Origin of the sequence: Pedobacter psychrotolerans (genome assembly GCF_004340665.1) — a bacterium.
GTDB lineage: Bacteria > Bacteroidota > Bacteroidia > Sphingobacteriales > Sphingobacteriaceae > Pedobacter > Pedobacter psychrotolerans.
This window is the reverse complement of the sequence record NZ_SLWO01000002.1, coordinates 284,923-306,809: the sequence shown is the minus strand read 5'-3', so window position 1 is coordinate 306,809 and position 21,887 is coordinate 284,923. Positions and strand designations below refer to the sequence as shown.

Genomic DNA, 21,887 nt, shown 5'->3' with positions numbered 1-21,887 from the left:
GATTTGAAGATGAAAAATCTCTTTAAGAATATTTTGTTCCCCCTGGTTATCCTTGTGGGCACAATACCCTTTAGCGCTTGCAAAAAATACCTGGAAAGGTCTCCTTTGGCTGATATTCAGGATACAGATCCTTACAAAAATTTCAGAAATTTCCAGGGCTTTACTGAAGAGCTCTATAACTGTATTCCTTTGTTGAGTGTGGTGGAAGCCCATAACAGTTTTAACCTTGGCGAGGAAGAATTTTGGGAAGTGGGTGAAACCCGTTTGATTTCCTATCAGATTGATCAGGGAAATTACATGGCCTGGACCAATACTTTTTATAATTTTTTAGGCACCGGAGGCGATCCGGCTACAGGAACGGTTACCGATGCGAACAGAACTAAAGGTAAACTCTGGGGCCTGTCATGGTATGCCATTAGAAAAGCAAATGTTGGGTTAGCCAACCTGGATAAATTAACCGATGCCACCCAGGAAGAAAAAGACCTGATTGCAGGTCAGCTTTATTTTTTCAGGGGATACTTTCATTATGTACTAATGGAATACTGGGGTGGCTTGCCCTATATTGATCAGGTATTGCCAAATGATGAGGTCATAAAATTTCCAAGACTGAGTTATCAGGCAACTGCAAACAAAGTTGCAGAAGATTTAAAAAGGGCGGCAGATTTGCTTCCTGTAGACTGGGATCAGACACTTGTTGGTAAACAAACCTCAGGGAACAACAACACCCGAATCAACAAAATAATGGCTCTTTGTTTTATGGGTAAAAATTACCTGTGGGCCGGAAGCCCGCTGATGAATAGAGAATCCACTGGTAACAGCAGCTACAATACTGAGTTTTGTAAAAAAGCAGCCGATGTATTTGGAGAGGCTTTGAAAATTACTGAAACCACAAACCGCTATGAACTTGCTCCTTTTTCACAGTATCGTGATCTGTTTTACACCTTTAACCAAAATGGCAAAATCCCAGGATTAAAAGAATCTATTTTTCTGGAAAATTTAGCAAATGCTGCCGGACGCTGGCGGTGGAATCAGGTGAACGATTATCGCCCTTTGGTGATTCATCAAACCGGAATTAAGGTTTATCCAACAGCTAATTATGTTGATTACTATGGTATGGCCAATGGCTTACCCATTCCTGATGCAGAAAAAAAGGATGCAGAAAGTGGTTATGATCCCGAGTATCCATGGAAAAACAGAGACCCTCGTTTTTATAATGATATTCTGATTGATGGCGAGAAATGTGTGCTTACGGCACAGAGTGTTGGTAACAATGAATTTCGCCAGTACGCCAGCTTATACACCAACGGACTTTATAGAACTGCAGATGGAAATAAAAAAGTGTGGACAGGGTACCTGAACTCAAAATTTGTATCCAAACTGATGAATGAATTTGATGGATATCGGGAAAATAACACGTTCGTATTGAGTTTAATGCGTTTGGCTGATGTGTATTTACTTTATGCTGAAGCTACAGCAACTGGTTACGGCAGCCCTCAAAGTACGGCAACAGGTTATTCGCTTAGTGCGGTTGAGGCCGTGAATAAAATTAGAACCAGGGCAGGTGTTGCAGGTGTTGCCAATAAATTTCTGGGTTCAACCAGCGATTTTCTAGGTGAACTGAGACGTGAAAGAGCCGTTGAATTGTCTTTTGAAGGACATCGTTTCAATGATCTAAGAAGATGGTTACTGCTTACAGAGCGACCTTATACTTTAAAAAAGGCAGTTGAGTTTGATCGGGCAACGCCGAATGCACAGGTTTACGCAGATCCTAAAAATGCACGGGTAAGAAATTTCAGGGAAACGGTATTGTTTGAAAGACAATTCGGACAACGCCATTACTGGCTGCCTTTCCGCGTAGAGGATGTAAACATGTATAAAGAATTCAAGCAGAATCCAGGTTGGTAATTTTAAGGGAGAAAAGATGAACACAAAAAATATAAATGCTTGCTGCTTTTGGCTCTTGATCTGCTTTTTCAGCTTCAATGGGGCCTATGCACAAGAAACCAAAGACAGTTTGGTAAATGTTGCCTTTGATAAGGTGGCGAAAAAAGATCTTCTCGGAGGCGTGTCTGTAGTAAATGTTTCAGATATATTGAATAAAAGCTACGGCACCTATAGTCTGGATAATCTTCAGAGTTTTGTTGGCGGTTATACCGGAAATATTTGGGGGCAGGCACCATTGATATTGATTGATGGTATTCCACGCCGTGCCACAGATGTACGTTTGGTGGAAGTGGAATCTATCACTGTTTTGAAAGGTGCAAGTGCAGTGGTATTATACGGAAGCACCGCTGCCAAAGGCGCCATTCTAATCACCACAAAACGTGGTAGTGAGAATCCGTTAAAAATTAAAGTGAGGCTCAATTCCGGAATTTTTGTACCTAAAAGTTTTCCCAGCTATTTAAATTCAGCTGATTATATGACTTTGTACAACGAAGCATTAACCAATGATGGAATTGCCACTTCAGGAGCGGGATACACGCAGCAGGATATTGATAATACCAGATCCGGCGTAAATCCATACAAGTATCCTGATGTCGATTTTTTCAGTTCAGATCATTTAAGGAAAGCCTATTCCCGTTCTGATGTAACTACAGAGGTTTCTGGTGGCAACAGCTTTGCACGCTACTATACCAATATTGGCCTTTCCTATAACAACAGCCTGGTAAAATATGGTGAACAAAAAAACAATAGCGACCTGGCCTTTAACGTGAGGGGAAATGTAGATATGAACATTACCAAATGGCTAACAGCTTCAGCAGATGCGGTAGCCATTACAACCAATAACTATGCAGGCCGGGGAAATTTATGGGCAGCCAGTTCTACAATTGCACCGAATTTCAACAGATTTTCACCATTGATACCAATCGATATGCTCGATCCAAATAATCAGTCATTACAAACGATTGTTAAAAACAGCAACCATATCATTGATGGTAAATACTTATTGGGTGGACAGAGTACCAATCCTACAAACGTAATTTCAGATATGCTAGCCGCGGGTTACATCCGTACCAAATCAAGTACTTTTCTATACAACCTGAATATTAAAGCTGATTTGAGTTCGATAGTTGAAGGCTTGAGTTTCAAAACTGGTACGAGCATGGATTATTCTTCACTTTATTCTGAAGCCTATCAATTGCCTTACGCCACATACAGGCCAACCTGGTCTACCGTAAATGGTAAGGATGTGATCACCGCCTTAGAGAAATTTGGAGAAGATAAAAACTCTACCAATGAATATGTTGGCCGCTCTACTTACACGCAAACCATGTCGTTCAGGTCGCAGTTTAATTACAACAGAACCTTTGCTCAAGACCATACGGTTTCTGCAAATGTTTTGGGCTGGTGGTATAAAACACAGTTTTCTAGTGATATCGATAATGAAGGTGGCAGCGATTACCAACCGGTTCTAAATACCAATCTTGGTTTTCAGGCAGCTTATAACTTCAGAAGTAAATATTATTTCGATTTTTCTGCAGCATTGGTACATTCTGCAAAACTGCCTCCAGGTAAAAGAAATGGGATTTCTCCAGCCGTTACCGTAGGATGGCGCATGTCTAAGGAATTGTTTTTTAAAGATAACTTATCTTTTATTGATGACCTGAAACTATCTGCTTCATATGCTTCTATCAAACAAGATCTGGATATTACGGGCTACAGGGCCAATAATGTAAATGAGCCGGTAGATTATTATTTATACCAGGGTTATTACAGCAATAATGCCACACTTGGTGGATATTACCAATGGAGAGATAATGTTGCGGGCGGAAGAACCACCTTATCCGGACAGGCAGAAAACCCTGATTTAACTTTTGTTAAAAGAAATGAGTTTCGCTTAGGCTTGGATGGAGCAATATTTAAAAATCTCCTGACTTTTGATTTCAATTATTTCTCGCAAAGTACCAAAGGATTACTTGCCCGTGGCGTAACCATTTATCCTTCATATTTTTCTGGTTCGGGAGATTTCCGCCCATGGATTAATTTTAACGAAGATAAACGTACGGGATTTGATTTTGCATTGAACTTAAACAGGCAAATAGGAGAGGTGTTTTATTCCCTTGGCGTATCAGGAATGTTTTATAACAGTAAGGCAGTTCAAAGAGATGAGATCATTGATCAGGCTTATCTGGCCAGGGCCGGACGACCTTTAGATGCTTATTATGGATACATCAGTGAAGGCTTATTTCAAAATCAGGCAGAAATTGATGCCCACGCCAAACAAACCTTTGGTACTGTTAAGCCTGGAGATATTAAATACAAGGATTTAAATAATGATGGTTTAATCGATAGCAGAGATCAGCAGGATTTGGGCCATACAGGTTGGGCGGCTTCGCCTTTTAGCTTCGGGCTTAACCTCACCTTAAAATATAAGCACTTCACCTTATTTGCCTTGGCATCCGGCACAAGAGGAGCCGTTGGATTTAAAAACAGCACTTATTATTGGGTTGGCGGAAGTGGCAAATATTCTGAGGCGGTGTTAGATCGATGGACCGAGCAAACTAAAGCAACGGCAACCTATCCACGTTTAACCACCAATAGCAATAATAACTTCAGAAATTCTACCTTTTGGATGTATAAAACCAATCGGTTCGATCTTAACCGGGTACAGTTAACTTATGATTTCGATGAGAAAATTTTTAGTGATTCATTTGTGCATGGACTGAGCTTATACGTGCAAGGCGATAATTTACTCGTGATTTCATCAGAACGGAAACTGATGGAAACCAATATCGGAACGGCACCACAAACGCGATTCTTTAACCTGGGTGCCAGGGTATCTTTTTAATGACCTATAATTTTTAATGATATGAAATTCAAAATATTTATTCTCGGATTGGCAGTGCTTTCTTTCGCAGGCTGCAAAAAAATTCTGGAACCTGAACCAGAAAATCTGAAGACGATTGATCAGATGTATACGGATGCGAATTTTGCACAGGGTTTTTTAATTAATGCTTACCGCACAATCCCGGCCTACTACGATAACTCGGAATATGCCACGGATGATGCCGTAACCAATCAGCTGACCAACGGTTATCTGCAGGCGGCTGCGGGTTCATGGACATCCACCAACAATCCTGCATCGGTTTGGAACCAGTCTTACGAAGCCATGCAATACATCAATCTTTTCCTGGAAAACTCACCGAAGGTGAAGTGGGCAACAGATGCAGAAAGTTCCAGACTTTTTAACTTAAGAATGAGAGGGGAAGCTTTTGGTCTTCGCGGCTTGTATCTGTATTTTCTGCTACGGAATCATGGTGGTATTGCAACCAACGGCCAACTCATGGGCGTACCAATTGTGACGGCCTATCAAACGCCTAAAACGGATTTTAATATTCCGAGGGCTACTTTTGATGCTTGTGTAAAACAGATTTATAAGGACCTTGATAGTGCTGAAGCTTATCTGCCAACTGAATACAATGATGTTTCGGCTGCCAGCCAGATTCCAGATCGTTTTAAAACCTTTACCGGAAATGTAGAAACCTATAACCGGGTGATGGGACAATATGCACGCCAGTTGTTTAACGGCTTAATTGCAAAATCATTTAGAGCAAGAACAGCACTTCTGGCGGCAAGTCCGGCATTTCAGAATAGTGCAAATACCACTACATGGGCTGATGCTGCTGAATATGCAGGCCGGGTGATTGATTATAAAGGCGGTGCAAATGCACTTCCTGCAAATGGAGGTACCTATTATGCCAATACCTCAGAGGTTGATGGATTAGGCGGCGGAAGCAATCCTTCTGAAATCATCTGGCGGGAAAATATTATTACCAATGATGGAACGCAGGAAGGTCAGCATTTTCCACCATCTTTATTTGGAAGCGGATTGATGAATCCCACACAAAACCTGGTAGAGGCTTTTCCTACTTCAAATGGTTATCCGATTAATCACCCAAATGCGAATTTTAGCGCTACGACACCTTATGCATCAAGAGATCCAAGATTTGCAAAATATATCATTTTTGACGGGGCAACCGCAGGGGTAACCAATGCTGTGATTAAAACAGGTAGTGCTTCAGGAACGGATAATGGCATTAATGTTCGTGCAACTTCTACGCGTACGGGTTATTACATGAAAAAGCGTTTGCGGATGGATGTGAATCGCAATCCGATTTCTTTAAGTGGTAAAATACACTATAACCCACGGATTCGCTATACTGAGATTTATCTCGATTATGCCGAAGCAGCCAATGAGGCCTGGGGTCCAACTGCTACAGGAACCAGAAGCTATTCTGCATACGATATTATTAAAGCCATTCGTAAACGGGCATTCGGATTTAATAATGATCCTTACCTGGAAGAATGTAAAAGTGATATGGCTAAAATGCGTGAATTGATCAGAAATGAGCGCAGATTAGAACTCTGTTTTGAAGGCTTCAGGTTCTGGGACCTTAGACGTTGGAAAGTAGATGTGGCAAAACTTAACGAAACTGCCAGGGGCTTAGATGTAAATGGCGGTGTTTATACGCCATTTAATGCGGAGACGAGAGCCTTTCAGCAATATATGATTTATGGGCCAATTCCAAATTCAGAAATTCTGAAGTATAATCAACTGCTGCAAAATCAAGGTTGGAAATAAGTAACACTGAATTAATTATTTAGACAATATGAAAATTAACAATATATATATCGCACTTGCATTAGCAATTGGCCTAATGGCTTCCTGTAAAAATGAGAAGATTGCTTTTCCGGAATTCGAGTATAAAACGGTTTATTTTGCCAGTCAATATCCTTTAAGAACGGTGGTTTTAGGAGAAGATCTACTCGTAGATAATTCAATGGATAAAAACCATATGGTTTCCATTAAAGCTACCCTTGGCGGAGGTTATGAAAATAAAAACGATGTGGTGATTGATGTTCAAAAAGCAGAAAACTTGCTGAGTGGGCTTAAGTTTAACAATGGGGGAGGACAGATTTTACCCATGCCGGCAGAATACTATCGTTTAATGTCTAACCAAATTAGAATTAATGCAGGTGATGTTTTGGGTGGAGTAGATGTACAATTGACAGATGCTTTTTTTGCTGATCCAAAAGCGTTAAGCAGAAACTATGTCATCCCATTGGTTATGACAAAGGTTACCGGTGTCGATTCAATTTTAAAAGGTATTGCGGTGGTATCTAATCCATCAAGGGTGAACCCGCTGCATTGGGCAACCAGGCCAAAAGATTATATCCTTTATGGCGTTAAATACGTGAATCCATGGCAGGCCAATTATTTGCGCAAGGGTATGGATCAGATTACACAGGCCAATGGTACTGTAAACAACGTTTTACGTCATACCGCTTATGTAGAAAGCAATGAGGTGGTGAGCATGTCTACGGTATCACTTAAAACAGCAAGTTTACCGCTCACCATAAAAAATAGTGCAGGTACAAATGTGCCTTTTACACTCTTGCTCAATTTCGCAGATGACAATACTTGTACTTTAACCAGCAATACAGCCAATATAGAAGTTACAGGAAATGGCCGATTTGTATCGAACGGTGAAAAAAACAGTATTGGTGGCAGCAGCAGGAGCGCGATTTACGTAGATTATACCGTGAACTTTAAAAATTTGAATGTAAAATACGCAACAAAAGATACGCTGATTGTACGTGACAGAGGCATAAAAGCAGAATATTTTGATGTGGTCAATTAGCCAATAGTTTATTCTAAAAAATACGAAGTACCAGACGATCTATTTAAAAAAAAATGCTCTCGATGCATCTTCCAGAGACAGGTTTAAACAGCCTGTTTCTGGTTTACATTAAGTTTAAAAATATGATCCTGATTGTTGTTAATGTATGATAAAATAGCCTAAAATATTTCCAATTATTAAGACTTAAATGTTGAATTTTTTACTAAAATTTCTAAATCTATAAAAATACAATCGATTGCATTTTTCATGTTCAGTTTTTTGGTTTATTTTAAAAATATGGCCTGAACGCCTGTATTTGATTAAAAATGAAATTTTCTTGCACATTTGTACCATAAAAATGTACAATTGAATCATTGCGGAAAGGTTGATCTAAATACCTTTACCTTCATACAGGCTTAACAGCATTCAGTAGTCATTTGGTTTTGCATTAATTTATGTCTTTCATGACAACATCCTGCAATTTCCCTGCACTTTTGATCGTCTGCTAAAACTCGTTTTTTTTAACCATTATAAACTGTTTTTATGAGAAATGAAATTTTACGATTTATTGTAAGACCTCATTGGAGATTTTCTATAAGTCTCCCCAAAATTGCACTTGCAGCAATTTTAATGATCTTCACGCTGGCCGCACAGGCGCAAACCCAAATTAAGGGGCGTGTATTAGATGATCAGGGAAAACCCTTACCTGGAGTAAGTATTCTGGTGAAGGGAACATCCACGAGTACAACTGCATCCAACACCGGAAACTTCAGTATTTCAGTACCCTCTGCCAGTTCGGTATTGGTGTTCTCTTATATTGGTTTTACCAGTAAGGAAGTTCCGGTACGAAACCAAACAGAGATCAATGTAACTTTATTACCAAGCGCAGCAGAACTAGAGCAGGTGGTGGTAGTGGGTTATGGTACACAACGTAAAGAAGCTGTAACTGGATCAGTAGCCAATATATCTGGCGAAAAGGTTCGTGAAGTCCCTGCACCTAATATTGCACAGGCCATTCAGGGACGTATTGCAGGTGTTAATATTTCACAAACTTCAACCAAACCTGGTGCAACCATGCAGATTCTGATTCGTGGAGCGCGTTCACTTTCTGCAAGTAATGATCCATTAGTGGTATTGGACGGAATTCCTTTTCCAGGCTCCATTGGCGATATTAATCCGAATGATATTAAAAGTATAGACATCCTTAAAGATGCATCCGCAACTGCGATTTATGGATCAAGGGGTGCAAATGGTGTAATTTTATTAACCACCAACCGTGGCCAACAAGGTGCACCTGCTCAGGTTACTTATAATTCGTATACGGGTTTACAAACACTTTTTGCAAAATACCCGATGATGAATTCGCAGGAATTAATTGCACTGCGTAAAGCGGCAGGTTTGTTCACTACTAATGGGGTAGATGAATCTAATGACACCGACACGGATTGGCAGGATTTATTCTATAACAAATCGGCGGTTGTAACCAGTCATGATGTAGGTGTATCAGGTGGTTCTGCTACAGGGAACTATAGCTTTGGCGGTGGCTACTATAAGAATCAAAGTTTAATCCCTACGCAGCAATATACCAGGTATTCTATGAAAGCCTCTTTGGATCAGCAAATTGGTAAGCTTTTCCGGATTGGTTTTACCAGTAACAATAACTATAACCTAAGTGAAGGCAACCAGGTAGGTGTTTATGGTGTGCTGAGCAATACGCCAATGTCAAATCCGTATAATGCGGATGGAAGCTTAAAAAGAACCATCAGAATGCCTCAGGATGAAGCATGGATTAATACCAATCAATCTACTAAAGATCTTAGTGATATATGGTTAAATGAAACACGTGGTTTTGCTACCTACAATTCATTTTATGGAGAGGTTAAAATTCCAGGGGTAGAAGGATTAAAATACAGGGCTAACCTGGGTCTTGATTTTATTCAAAGCAATAATGGTTATTATACGGGCGTTGGCGTAGGCAGTACTACGGCTACCACGGTTTCTACAGCAGGTGTGGGCAACTCACAAACTTACCACTGGACACTTGAAAATTTATTAACATACGACCGTACTTTTTCAGAAAAACACAATATTAACGTTGTGGCATTATATTCTGCTGAACAGAATAAATTTAATTCCTCTTCCATGACAGCACGAGATATTCCGTCAGATGCTTTCCAGTTCTATAATCTTGGTCAGGCCAATGGCGAAATAACCATAGGAAATGGAAATTACAACTTAAGCGGATTAATGTCATACATGGGAAGGGTAATGTATTCCTATGATAACCGTTATTTAATCAGTGCCACCCTCAGATCTGATGGCTCATCACGCTTGGCACCAGGACATAAATGGAATACCTATCCAGCTGTTTCAGTAGGCTGGAACCTGATGAATGAACCTTTTATGAAAGGCATTACCGCCATAGACAGGTTAAAGATCAGAGTAGGTTACGGACAAACATCAAACCAGTCAGTAAATCCTTACCAGACACTGGGTTTATTAAATACAAGGCCTTATAATTTTGGCGATACTAACTATGCTATAGGTTACTATGTTTCACAACTTCCGAGTCCGAATTTAGGATGGGAATATTCACAAACCTGGAATTATGGTTTAGATTTCTCTGTACTTAAAAACAGAATCAACGGTACATTTGAATATTATGTAACTAACACCAATGATATTTTATTGGGTATTGCCTTACCTCCAACTTCAGGTGTGGCAAGTTATACTGCAAACATCGGACAAACACAGAATAAAGGTTGGGAACTCAGTGTGAACGGTAATATCTTCAATAATAAAGATGGCTGGTCATGGGATGTAGGATTTAACCTTTCTGCAAACCGCAATAAACTGGTTTCACTGGCTTCGGGACAAACCAGAGATGAGGGAAATGCCTGGTTTGTAGGTTATAACATCAATGCCATTTATGATTACGAGAAAATAGGATTATGGCAGGCTGGAGATCCTAACCTGAATGTTTTAGAACCAGGAGGTAACGTGGGTATGATCAAGGTTAAATATACCGGTGATTATGATGCCACAGGCAAACCTACACGTGCTATTGGAGCAGCGGACAGACAAATTATGAATGTAGATCCGAAATTATCAGGCGGTTTTAACACCCGGGTAGCCTATAAAGGCTTTGATCTAAATGTGGTTGGATTGTTCAAAGATGGCGGCATCCTGATCAGTACTTTATATGGTTCTTCAGGTTACCTGAATCTTTTATCGGGAAGAAGAAATAACGTAAAGGTAGATTACTGGACTCCAGAAAATACAGGTGCAAAATATCCTAAACCAGGTGGTATTGCAAGTGGCGATAATCCAAAATACGGCAGTACATTGGGCTATTTTGATGCATCATTTTTAAAAATCCGAACCATTTCTTTGGGTTATGATTTTAACCGCGACTTAATTAAGGATTCGAAGGTGAGGCTTAGAATGTACTTAACTGTTCAGAATCCATTCGTAATGTTCTCACCATATTACAGAGAATCAGGCATGGATCCGGAAACCAATTCATATGGTGATGAAAATGCTGCGGTAACCAATACATACCAGAGAAGGTTTTTAACTGTAGGTACCAACACGCCATCTACGCGTAATTATGTTGCGGGCCTTAACTTAACTTTTTAATATACCAATATGAAACGTATACACTTCAATATAACTTTAGGGGTTTGGCTAGGGATGGTCATGTTCTCTGGCTGTAAAAAAATTCTTGATGAAGAACCACGCAGTATTTTTACGCCTGATTATTTTAAAACCGTAACCGGTGTAAATGGCGGACTTACCGCAATGTATGGTCACTTGCGTAACATTTACGGACAGGCCTATTACTATAATTCACTGATTACGGGTACAGATGAAGCTACCTGGGGTAAAGATGCTGATGGCAACTTTAAAGACATGGATTGTTCTGGCGTAGGGTCTATTCTTTCTACCAGTTATCCAAGCAGCGTATTGTGGACCGAAGCTTTTCCAAATATCAACACCGCCAGTGGCGTGATTGAAAATGCCAGTGCTGCGGGCATCTCCAGTGCATTGGTTGCTGAAGCCAGATTTTTCCGTGCTTTTGATTATTTTATGTTGGTACAAACCTTTGGAGGCGTACCACTTGATTTAGGTGCTGGTGATCTTAAATTTAACATCAATCCGGTGAGAACCTCGATTCGGAACACCGTACCAGTGGTTTATACCAAAGCGGTATTTCCAGATTTGGTACAGGCAGTCGCCGATTTGCCTGCCACTGCAAGGGTTATTGGTGGCGTAACCAAAACTACAGCAAGACTCTTTTTATCTAAAGCATACTTAACTTACGGATGGTGGTTACAAAACCCAAATAATATCCCTACTTACCCAACAACTAACAGAACCGATCCTGATGGACACGATGCTGCCTGGTATTTTCAACAGGCTTATGATGTTGCTACAGCGGGTATTGAGAACCCTGGAGCTAACGGATTGGTAGATACTTATTATGATGTTAATTTAGGCTCAAATGATCGCAATAAGGAAATGTTGCTTTATGCTGATCACACGCAAAGCAGTGAGCGATTTAACGGTGGTAGTTTAACTTTTGGAAGTGGTGCTGCCCCGGATAATTTCTCTGGGTGGATGATGACCTGGAATTATACCAACCTGAGAAGTGGTGGCATCAGTTCAGTTCAACGCGAAGCAGAGCAACATCTTGGTCGCCCATGGAACCGTATGGCCCCAACCATCGAAGTGTTTAAAAATACCTTTGCTGATAAAACCCTTGATTCCCGTTACGACGGAACCTTTACTACTGTATACCGTGGTAACTGGCCAAAAGGTTATAATCCGCCAGAATCTGCACCTACATCATTGGTAAATGCCAACGGCATATCAATTGTTCCGGGCAATGCAGTGTTAAGCTTTTTAGATACGGACAATAGTGCGATTACTTACCCAACAGGTGCCGGAACCAGCAATGTTGGTGCAGGTACTTTGCCTGGAAGATCTGATTATGTGATTGCACCAGGTGGCATTAGCAGAATCGTTTATCCTGGGCTTTGGAAACTTGGTCCTTACCGTACTGATAATGGAACCGGACTTGGTCAGCCAAATGCCGGCAGTACACGCCCTTATCCAATTGCTAAATTCTCTGAACTGTATTTTGTTGCTGCAGAGGCTGCTGTAAAAGGGGCTACTGCAAAAGCGGGCAAAAGTGCACGTGAATTGATTAATGTAATCCGTGCACGCGCCGGAAAATGGCGTTGGGATAATAATGGAAACGTAGCCAAAGTTGCAGATAACAGTGCAGCGATGACTGCTGCCACGCCAGCGACCATAGATATTAACTATATTCTTGCAGAACGTTCCCGTGAATATTATGGCGAGGGGTACAGAAGATTTGATTTAATCAGAACTCAAAAATGGGCTGAATTATCAACTACTTTTAGCATTGCGGGTATCAATTATGGTGATCATACACCAGTAACGGTTACCAGAACCATTACGCCAGCTTTATATCTGCGTCCGATCCCTCAGGATCAGATTGACAAAATGCAAATGTCGGATGCTGATAAAAAAGCCTATCAGAATCCAGGATACTAACCTTTAAAAATCAGGCAGATCGTTCTACGGAATAATCTGCCTTTTTTTATATCATTTTTTGTGGGAAACGGGTTTAATCCATTCGACACCATCAAAAATATCCTCCTCCAGATACAGGTAAACTGAGATAAATAATTTTGAGAAAACCAATGAAACAATTTCTTTTAAGCTTGTTGCTGTGCGTGGTTTTTTATTTACCGCTCCAAGTTAAAGCCCAAAATCCCATTGTGCAAACCCATTACACGGCAGATCCGGCACCTCTTGTTTATAATGGGAAACTTTATTTATACACCAGCCACGATGAGGATAACTCCACCTGGTTTGTAATGAATAACTGGAAATTATACACCACGGAAGATATGGTTAATTGGACGGATCATGGAGCGGTGGCTTCATATGAAACTTTTGATTGGGCAATTGGTGATGCCTGGGCCATTCAGGTAATAGAAAGAAATGGAAAGTTTTTCTTGTATGCACCCGTTAAATCCATGGATAAAAAACGGTCAGCTATTGGTGTAGCCGTTGCCGACAATCCATATGGCCCGTTTTATGATCCGCTTGGAAAACCTTTAATCAGTGTGAGTGATGGCGATATCGACCCAACAGTATTTTTAGATGCTGATGGAAAAGCCTATCTCTATTGGGGAAATCCTGATTGCTATTACGCCGAACTGAATGATGATATGATTTCCCTAAAAGGTGATGCCGTTCGGGTTCCCATGACGGTGGCCTCTTTTGGTAAGCGCGAAGCCAACGAGCGTCGCCCTACCTTGTATGAAGAAGGACCATGGTTGTATCAGCGAAGCAGTTTATATTATCTGTTTTGGGCCGGTGGGCCGATACCTGAACACTTGGGCTATTCTACCAGTAAAACCCCTACAGGCCCCTGGAAATACAATGGCACTTTAATGCCTCCTGAAGGTAAAAGTTTTACCAATCATCCGGGTGTTGTCGATTATAAAGGAAAAACTTATCTCTTTTATCATTCGGGTGCTTTGCCTGGCGGGAATGGTTTTAACCGTTCTGTTGCCGTACAGGAAATGAACTTTAAAAAGGATGGTAGCATAGCGCCAATGAAAATGACTGATGGAATTGCTAAACCCCTGCAAAATCTTAATCCTTATCAAAAAGTTGAGGCTGAAACCATTGCCTGGTCTGAAAACGTAAAAGCTTCTGAGAATAAAAATGTAGGTGTTTTTGTGACGGCGAAGAAAAATCTGGCCTATACCAAAGTTAAATCTGTAGACTTTGGGGCTGCGGGTGCTTTAAAATTTACAGCCAGGGTTGGTACCACGCACAATTCTGATGTAAGCATGGAAGTACATGCTGATGGTTTGAACGGGCCCTTGCTGAGTACGGTTAAAGTTCCGCTGACCGGGGGCAATAACCGCTGGGCTGTTGTTTCAAACACAGTAAGCAAAATCACGGGCATTCATGATCTCTATTTTGTTTTCAAGGGTAAAGCAGAAACAGATGTTGCCTTTTTTGATTACTGGATGTTTACGAAATAAGTTGAAAATACCCACAGAAAGCTTGAAAACCGCTGAACTTTATCATGAACACCTCATTACACTAAAATTTACGCACATCATGAACAACATAAAATTATTTGTCCTGACCATTTTAATATTTATCTCGGCTGGAAGTTGCTGGGCACAGACTTCAACTGACCAGCAGGTTATATGGCTTGATATGCTGGATTTAACATCAGCTACGCAGGGGCATGGCACACCTCAAAAAAACAAATCTGTTGATGGTAAAATCATGACCATTGCAGGTACAACCTTTGATCGTGGTTTTGGAACACATGCCGAAAGTTCCTTACTGATTTTACTTAATGGAAAGGCCAATTCATTTTCAGCCCAGGTGGGTATAGATGATGAAATAACCGGGCACGAACCTGCTGCTGAATTTATACTGGTTGCAGATGGTAAAAAAATATGGTCAAGCGGGGTGATGCATTTGGGTGATAAAGCCAAGCCTTGTGAGGCTTCGCTCAAAGGTGTACAAAAACTGGAGTTGGTTGTGGCAGATGGTGGTAATGGGAATTATTACGATCATGCAAACTGGGCAAATGCACAGTTCAAAGCAACAGGTGTAAGCACTTTTGCTACTATTAATCCGATTCCGGGTATACCTTATATCCTTACACCTAAAACTTCTCTTTTACCCAAAATCAACAGTGCCAGTGTTTTCGGCGTAAGGCCAGGTTCGCCATTTCAGTTTATGGTGGCGGCAACAGGTGAGAGGCCAATGAAATTCTCTGCCAGCGGATTACCTGCCGGATTAAAATTAGATCCAAGCACAGGCTTGATCAAGGGGTATGTGAAGGAAAAAGGTACATTCCCGGTGATCTTGAATGCGGTAAATGCAAAGGGGAAAGCTAAAAAAACCATGCGCATTGTTTGTGGAGATCAAATTGCACTTACGCCGCCTATGGGTTGGAATAGCTGGAATTGTTTTGCCGATCAGGTTTCTGCAGATAAAGTGAAGCGTGCAGCGAATGCGATGATCAGTAGCGGGCTGGTAAATCACGGCTGGACTTATATCAATATCGACGATTTCTGGCAAAATAATAAAGACGCTAAAGATCCTTCCATCAGGGGTGAACTTCGTGATCAGGCAGGAAACATTGTACCCAACTCACGTTTTAAAGATATGAAAGGACTTGCGGATGATGTGCATGCCATGGGCCTAAAAATCGGGTTGTATTCTAGTCCGGGGCCATGGACTTGTGGCAGTTGCACAGGGAGTTATGGATATGAAAAACTAGACGCGGATACTTATGGAAAATGGGGTTTCGATTACCTGAAGTATGATTGGTGTAGTTATGGTCATGTCATAAATGGCATGCCAAATCATGATCCTTATAAAATTGGTGCTTTATCCTATAAAGGTGGAAACGACCTGGCTACGGCAATTAAACCTTTTCAATTAATGGGCGATGCGCTTAAAGTACAACCCAGAGATATTGTTTTCAGTCTCTGTCAGTATGGAATGTCTGATGTTTGGAAATGGGGGAATTCTGTAGGAGGTACATCCTGGCGCACCACTAATGACATTACCGATACGTGGACAAGTGTAAAAAACATTGCCTTGCAACAAGATCAGGCGGCTGCATGGGCTAAGCCTGGCAACTGGAATGATCCGGATATGTTGGTAGTGGGTACTGTGGGCTGGGGAAATCCGCACCCAAGTAAACTCAGGCCAGATGAACAATACCTTCACTTTAGTTTATGGTGTCTTTTTTCTGCACCATTACTGATTGGCTGCGATATGGAAAAATTAGACGATTTTACCATGAATCTGCTTACTAATGATGAAGTGATTGCCATTAATCAGGATCCGCTTGGAAAACAAGCTACCTGTGTGCAAACCATTGGCGACATCCGCATTTATGTGAAGCAGTTGGAAGATGGAAGCCACGCCGTTGGATTTACCAATTTTGGTCAGGAGAAAATGGTATTGAACTATAGCGATTTTAAAAAATTAGGACTGAAGGGAAATTTAAAGGTTCGGGATTTATGGCGTCAAAAGGATTTGGTATCGATAAATATTGAAAAAGATAAACTTCCGTTGAGTATACCTGCCCACGGCATATTACTGTACAAGTTTGCTGCCAAATAGTGAGGTGTGCATTAGTGAATTGCTTGTGTTTTAACTGGGGTTTGATAATTATTAATTGATTTAACACCCCGGTCTGCGACCACCCCCTCTGAAAGAGGGGGTGGTCGCCATTCCCTCCGATGCATCGGAGGATGCCCAAAGGGTGGGGTGGTTAAAATACCATATTTATCGCGTATTCAAATGTATATCATTAATCAAACTCAGTTTTTTAATACCCAACAATAGCCCATAAATACCCTTTTCATTTCCATTAGAATAAAAAAATATGATCTCTTTTAAAATTAAAGCAACCTGTTTCTTTTTGATGGTGAGTTTGTTGGCGTCAATTAATATCAGCGCACAAGTTAGCCTGACGGGCATTCAGCCATACATCAGCTACCATAAAAGTAAATCAGATTTTAAGATCGCTGATCAGGGTCAGACTGCGCAGATTGTAGTTAGTGAGCATGATTATAAAGGTGTTATACGTGCAGCTCATGATCTGGGTGACGATGTGCGAAAAGTTACCGGTATGGCTTCACCAGTAATGGTGCAGCAAAGTTTTAAAAAGGGCAACATCGTTATAGGTACTATTGGCCAAAGCAGGATTATAGATCAACTCATTGCTGATCATGTGATTGATGTTTCTGCGATAAAGGATCAATGGGAATCTTATATCATTCAAGCTGCGGGTGATAAGTTGATTATTGCCGGAAGTGATAAAAGAGGAACGATTTTCGGGATTTATGATGTGTCAGAAAAAATTGGTGTTTCACCATGGTACTGGTGGGCTGATGTACCTGCTCAGAAAAGTAAACGCTTGTATGTAAAAGCAGGAAAGTATGTTCAGCAGTCACCAAAAGTGAAATATCGGGGGATATTTATTAATGATGAAAGTCCTTCTTTTTCAGGCTGGTCACGTAAGAAGTTTGGAGGGATCAATTCTAAAATGTATGTGCATATGTTCGAGCTTTTGCTGCGGCTAAAGGCTAACTTCCTTTGGCCGGCCATGTGGGGAAATGCATTTAATGAAGATGATCCGATGAGTCCGGTACTGGCAGATGAATATGGCATTGTGATGGGGAGTTCTCATCATGAGCCGATGATGCGGGCCCATAAGGAATATACCAGGCGTGTTAAAGAGGTTGGCCCGTGGGACTATACTAAAAACGCTAAAAACCTTCAGAAATTCTGGTACGAGGGACTGGAAAGAAATAAAAGCTTTGATAATCTGATTACGGTAGGTATGCGTGGAGATGGTGATGTGGCGATGGGAAAGGGTGATGATGAGGCGAATATGAAAACCCTTCATCAAGTAGTTGCCGATCAACAGAACATCATTGCTAAAGTTTACCATAAACCGCTGTCTCAGGTGCCTCAAGCCTGGGCCATATTTACTGAGGTACAACGCTACTATGATGCTGGCTTTAATGTTCCGGATGATGTAACGCTCTTGTTTTGCGATAACAACTGGGGCTATATCAGAAGAACGGGACCGGAAAAGGAAAAAAACAGAAAGGGTGGATTGGGGCTGTATTACCATATTGATATGAATGGAGGCCCATGGAATGATCGTTGGATTAACACCACTACGATTCCAAAACTGCGTGAACAACTTAATCTTGCTTACCAAACTGGTATCAATCGGGAGTGGATTATTAACGTTGGTGATTTGAAGCCGAAAGAATTACCCATAGATTTTATTCTGCATTATGCCTGGAATCCTGATGCCATATCAGCAAATCAAACTTTTGATTATACGGTAAACTGGGCTGAGGGAATTTTTGGAAAGGAACATGCCAGAGAAATTGCAGATGTGGTATCAAAATATGCGAAATATAATTTAAGGCGGAAACCAGAAGTTCAGGACCCCAACATCTTTAGTTTTGTTAATTATCATGAAGCAGAACGGGAGTATGCTCTTTGGGAAGATTTAGCGGTAAAGGCGGAAGCACTTGAAAAACGTTTACCTATTGAAGCAAGAGATGCCTATTATCAGTTGGTGCTTTATCCTGCCAAAGCTTCTGCAGGGGTAGCGCAGATGTACCTTAACGTGGGTCGTAATCGGCTGTATGCCAAACAAGGTCGCATGAGTGCGAATGATTATGCAAAGAAAGCACATGATTTATTTGACTTGGATCAAAAATTAAGTTCACGCTATAATGATTCTATTGCTGGTGGCAAATGGAAGAATATGATGTCTGATGTGCACATTGGTTATCGCCAGTGGTCTATGCCTGATAGCAATCGGTTACCGGAAATGAAAGTTGTAATGCCTCTGGCTGTTCCCAGCATAGGAATTGCGGTGGAAGGCAGCACTAATGCCTGGCCAAATGGCCAAAATAATGCTCAACTGCCAACATTTGATGTCTTATCAAAGCAAAGTTATTATATCGACATCTTTAATCGTGGTGAGGACACTTTTGAATTTACAGCAAAGGCTAACCAGCCTTGGATAAAAGTAAGTGCAACTAAAGGAACAGTACATCGGGAGATGAGGTTGTTTGTGGAAATGGACTGGTCGGCCTTACCTGTTGGGGAAAACCAAGGAAGAATTGAAATCAAGCAAGGGAATACGATTGTCCCGGTATCTTTAACCGCGATAAAATCTAAACTGCCTGATTCAGAAAAACCTTTTTATGGCGGTTGGGGTGAATTTTCTATACCTGCTCAAAAGTTTAGTGCCAATATTCCGGGTGAACATGCTTCATGGACAGTATTGCCTGATCTTGGCCGTTCTGTAGCCTGCATGGGAAGCAGTAATGTTAATATGCCAAGTGAAATGCCTGCAAAAGCACCACGATTGGAATATGAGGTATTTCTGCCTGTGCAGGGAAATGCAAAAATTTGTCTGGGTATTTTGCCAACTCAGGATGTTAACCCTCAACGTGGGTTGCGGATAGCTGTTTCCATCGATGGTGAGGAGCCTGTTATTATTGATGCCAGAAAGGGCTTCCATGATGAATTTCAGCAGTATACACCAGCCAGCCTGGCGCTTTCGCCTGGATTGAAGCCACTTCCTCCACTTGGTGAGAATTATGCTTTGGTTTCTCGGGGGAAACTTCGTCGTAATGAGGTATTTGATAATTTAAGATGGCTTGATGTGGATTTGAATGTTAAAAGTGCAGGCAGGCATACGTTAAAAGTATTTATGATTGATCCGGAGGTGGTGCTGGAAAACATTGTGATTAATCCGGATGATCGTTATCCAAGTTATTTTGGTGCAGCTCCTGTTGAACATCCTGCCGCGAAGAAGAAATAACTTTATTATTGAGGTCATTCGTTGGTTGGTAATTCAAGATAGTTGTTCTGAAGATTATGATTAGTGAATTGAAAATTTATGCTGGATGGTTACCCCCCCTGCCTCTCCTAAATTAGGAGGGGAGTTCTCTCATAGCTGTATTGTGTAAATTATTGTTAATCTTCCGAACAACTGAGGTGAGACACCAACCAGTAGATTAAGATTCAACTTAAGACTTACGAAGTTTCCCATCGCAAGTCCCACCGAAACTTCGTCAGTCGATTAGTTAACTTGCGAAGTCTCAAAGGCCAGAGTGGAGCAAAACTCCGCCAGTTTAAGAGCAATTATAACACATGATAAGACTCATCTATCGGTTGGTGTCTCACCGACCGAAAATTCACGCATACAAATTCAATAGGATTAACACATTAACCTGATAAAACTTCAACTGGTTGTTGAGACACCATAAGTGTTCGGAAGATTATGATTAGTGAATTGAAAATTGCTACTGAAATGGTTAACCAGCCCCTGCTCCCTCGCTGTATCAGGTAAAATATTGTTATATTTTGCATTTGCCAGGTAACATTTTTATAGTTAGTGGTCATTAAAAAGTCTGATTCCTTTCTGGATGTGCTTTATCAGCTAATTTTTAGTACATTACTCCTGACAGGCATATTTTTACTTAAGAGCGTGTAATGCAAGATAAAAATTCAAAGATTAGTGAACTGATAGAACTTAACGACGAGTTAGAGAATTACTTTCGCAATACCATCATTCCACAGCTTTTTGTTGATTCTAATTTAGTGCTTCGGAAATTTACACCGCCTGCCATGAAGCAATTTAAGCTTCATCAAAGTGACATCGGTAAATCCATCACTGAAGTGAAAGATAATTTTCGCTTTCCGAGCATTGTAGATAATATTGAACAGGTCATTAATACGGGTGAACTTTTAGAGAAAGAGATTCAAACGATTGATATGCGCTGGTTTCAGATGAATATTCTGCCATACATTGTGATGCAGGAAAATAAAACCAATGGCGTAATTATTACTTTTATTGATATTACCTCCAGAATCCGGGACCTTAAGGAACAGGAAAAATTAATTATGGAGCATGAGTTGTTATTGGATACCATTTCTCATGATATTAAAACACCCTTAACCAGCTTAGGTTTAACGATTGAAATGCTGAAGAAGGTGCCTGAAAAGGGGATGGAAAAATTCCCGGTTTTACTGGAGAAAATTGAGACCGGGCTTTTAAAAATTAAGGGAATTATTATAGATCTGACGGATGCCAGAAAAACTGAGCACCATTATAAGGCGATAGAAGAACTATTGGATATTGAACAGATTGTTGAAGATGTTCGACTTACACTGGCTTCTCAGATATTGGAATCTAACGCGATTATAAAATGGGAAGTTGCACATTCAGAAATTGTTTTTGTTCGCCGTAAGCTGAGAAGTGTGCTTTATAACCTGATTAACAATTCAATTAAATACAAAAGTGCTGGCCGTGAGCCAAAAATATTGATCAAGACCTATATTGAAGGTGATTATTTTGTACTTAGTGTTTCTGATAATGGCAGGGGAATAGCAGAGGATAATCTTGAAAAGATATTTAAAAAATACGAACGCATTGCTAACGATGTGGAAGGAACAGGTGTTGGGCTTCACCTGGTTAAAGAGATAGTCAATTTATCTGGTGGAAAAATTGAGGTTGAAAGTGAACTGGATAAGGGTACGGTTTTCAGGATTTACCTGAAAAACCAGAACCCAAATATCAGTGATGGTGCAGCGGATTCATCCAATAAGACGTAAAAATTTAAGGATGCTCTG

At 40.7% G+C, this 21,887-nt stretch carries 10 protein-coding genes; all 10 read left to right on the top strand.

Annotated elements, in window-relative coordinates; translation table 11 throughout:
* Positions 1-9: 9 nt before the first annotated feature.
* The 10 genes from EV200_RS05060 to EV200_RS05015 all read left to right on the top strand — a co-directional run bounded on the left by EV200_RS05060 (position 10) and on the right by EV200_RS05015 (position 21,869).
* On the top strand, positions 10-1,905 hold the full coding sequence (locus tag EV200_RS05060; RefSeq protein WP_132529850.1) for a RagB/SusD family nutrient uptake outer membrane protein: 1,896 nt from the start codon (positions 10-12) through the stop codon (positions 1,903-1,905).
* Positions 1,906-1,921: 16 nt separating this feature from the next.
* Positions 1,922-4,789: a SusC/RagA family TonB-linked outer membrane protein gene (locus tag EV200_RS05055; RefSeq protein ID WP_132529848.1), complete on the top strand. Its 2,868-nt coding sequence runs from the start codon at positions 1,922-1,924 to the stop codon at positions 4,787-4,789.
* Between the two features lie 21 nt (positions 4,790-4,810).
* Positions 4,811-6,583, top strand: a complete 1,773-nt coding sequence (locus EV200_RS05050) for a RagB/SusD family nutrient uptake outer membrane protein (protein ID WP_132529846.1) — start codon at positions 4,811-4,813, stop codon at positions 6,581-6,583.
* A 28-nt stretch (positions 6,584-6,611) separates the two neighbouring features.
* Positions 6,612-7,643: a DUF5627 domain-containing protein gene (locus EV200_RS05045; RefSeq protein ID WP_132529844.1), complete on the top strand. Its 1,032-nt coding sequence runs from the start codon at positions 6,612-6,614 to the stop codon at positions 7,641-7,643.
* Positions 7,644-8,165: 522 nt separating this feature from the next.
* Positions 8,166-11,261, top strand: a complete 3,096-nt coding sequence (locus EV200_RS05040; protein ID WP_132529842.1) for a SusC/RagA family TonB-linked outer membrane protein — start codon at positions 8,166-8,168, stop codon at positions 11,259-11,261.
* A gap of 9 nt (positions 11,262-11,270) precedes the next feature.
* The gene (locus tag EV200_RS05035) at positions 11,271-13,205 is read left to right on the top strand and encodes a RagB/SusD family nutrient uptake outer membrane protein (RefSeq protein WP_132529840.1); all 1,935 of its coding nucleotides are present in this window, start codon (positions 11,271-11,273) and stop codon (positions 13,203-13,205) included.
* Positions 13,206-13,354: 149 nt separating this feature from the next.
* Positions 13,355-14,716, top strand: coding sequence for a glycoside hydrolase family 43 protein (locus EV200_RS05030; RefSeq protein WP_132529838.1), 1,362 nt, complete (start codon positions 13,355-13,357; stop codon positions 14,714-14,716).
* Between the two features lie 79 nt (positions 14,717-14,795).
* Entirely contained in the window at positions 14,796-16,832 is a 2,037-nt protein-coding gene (locus EV200_RS05025; protein WP_132529835.1) for an NPCBM/NEW2 domain-containing protein, read from the top strand.
* A 265-nt stretch (positions 16,833-17,097) separates the two neighbouring features.
* Entirely contained in the window at positions 17,098-20,073 is a 2,976-nt protein-coding gene (locus EV200_RS05020) for a glycosyl hydrolase 115 family protein (RefSeq protein WP_208864507.1), read from the top strand.
* 674 nt (positions 20,074-20,747) lie between these two features.
* Positions 20,748-21,869, top strand: coding sequence for a sensor histidine kinase (locus tag EV200_RS05015; protein WP_132529833.1), 1,122 nt, complete (start codon positions 20,748-20,750; stop codon positions 21,867-21,869).
* The last annotated feature ends 18 nt before the right edge of the window (positions 21,870-21,887 follow it).

Excerpts from the sequence above, each read along its gene's own strand:
- EV200_RS05030 (WP_132529838.1), top strand. The coding sequence starts at position 13,355 with ATGAAACAATTTCTTTTAAGCTTGTTGCTGTGCGTGGTTTTTTATTTA.
- EV200_RS05045 (WP_132529844.1), top strand. The coding sequence starts at position 6,612 with ATGAAAATTAACAATATATATATCGCACTTGCATTAGCAATTGGCCTA.
- EV200_RS05020 (WP_208864507.1), top strand. The coding sequence starts at position 17,098 with ATGATCTCTTTTAAAATTAAAGCAACCTGTTTCTTTTTGATGGTGAGT.
- EV200_RS05025 (WP_132529835.1), top strand. The coding sequence starts at position 14,796 with ATGAACAACATAAAATTATTTGTCCTGACCATTTTAATATTTATCTCG.
- EV200_RS05055 (WP_132529848.1), top strand. The coding sequence starts at position 1,922 with ATGAACACAAAAAATATAAATGCTTGCTGCTTTTGGCTCTTGATCTGC.
- EV200_RS05035 (WP_132529840.1), top strand. The coding sequence starts at position 11,271 with ATGAAACGTATACACTTCAATATAACTTTAGGGGTTTGGCTAGGGATG.
- EV200_RS05050 (WP_132529846.1), top strand. The coding sequence starts at position 4,811 with ATGAAATTCAAAATATTTATTCTCGGATTGGCAGTGCTTTCTTTCGCA.
- EV200_RS05040 (WP_132529842.1), top strand. The coding sequence starts at position 8,166 with ATGAGAAATGAAATTTTACGATTTATTGTAAGACCTCATTGGAGATTT.
- EV200_RS05060 (WP_132529850.1), top strand. The coding sequence starts at position 10 with ATGAAAAATCTCTTTAAGAATATTTTGTTCCCCCTGGTTATCCTTGTG.
- EV200_RS05015 (WP_132529833.1), top strand. The coding sequence starts at position 20,748 with ATGCAAGATAAAAATTCAAAGATTAGTGAACTGATAGAACTTAACGAC.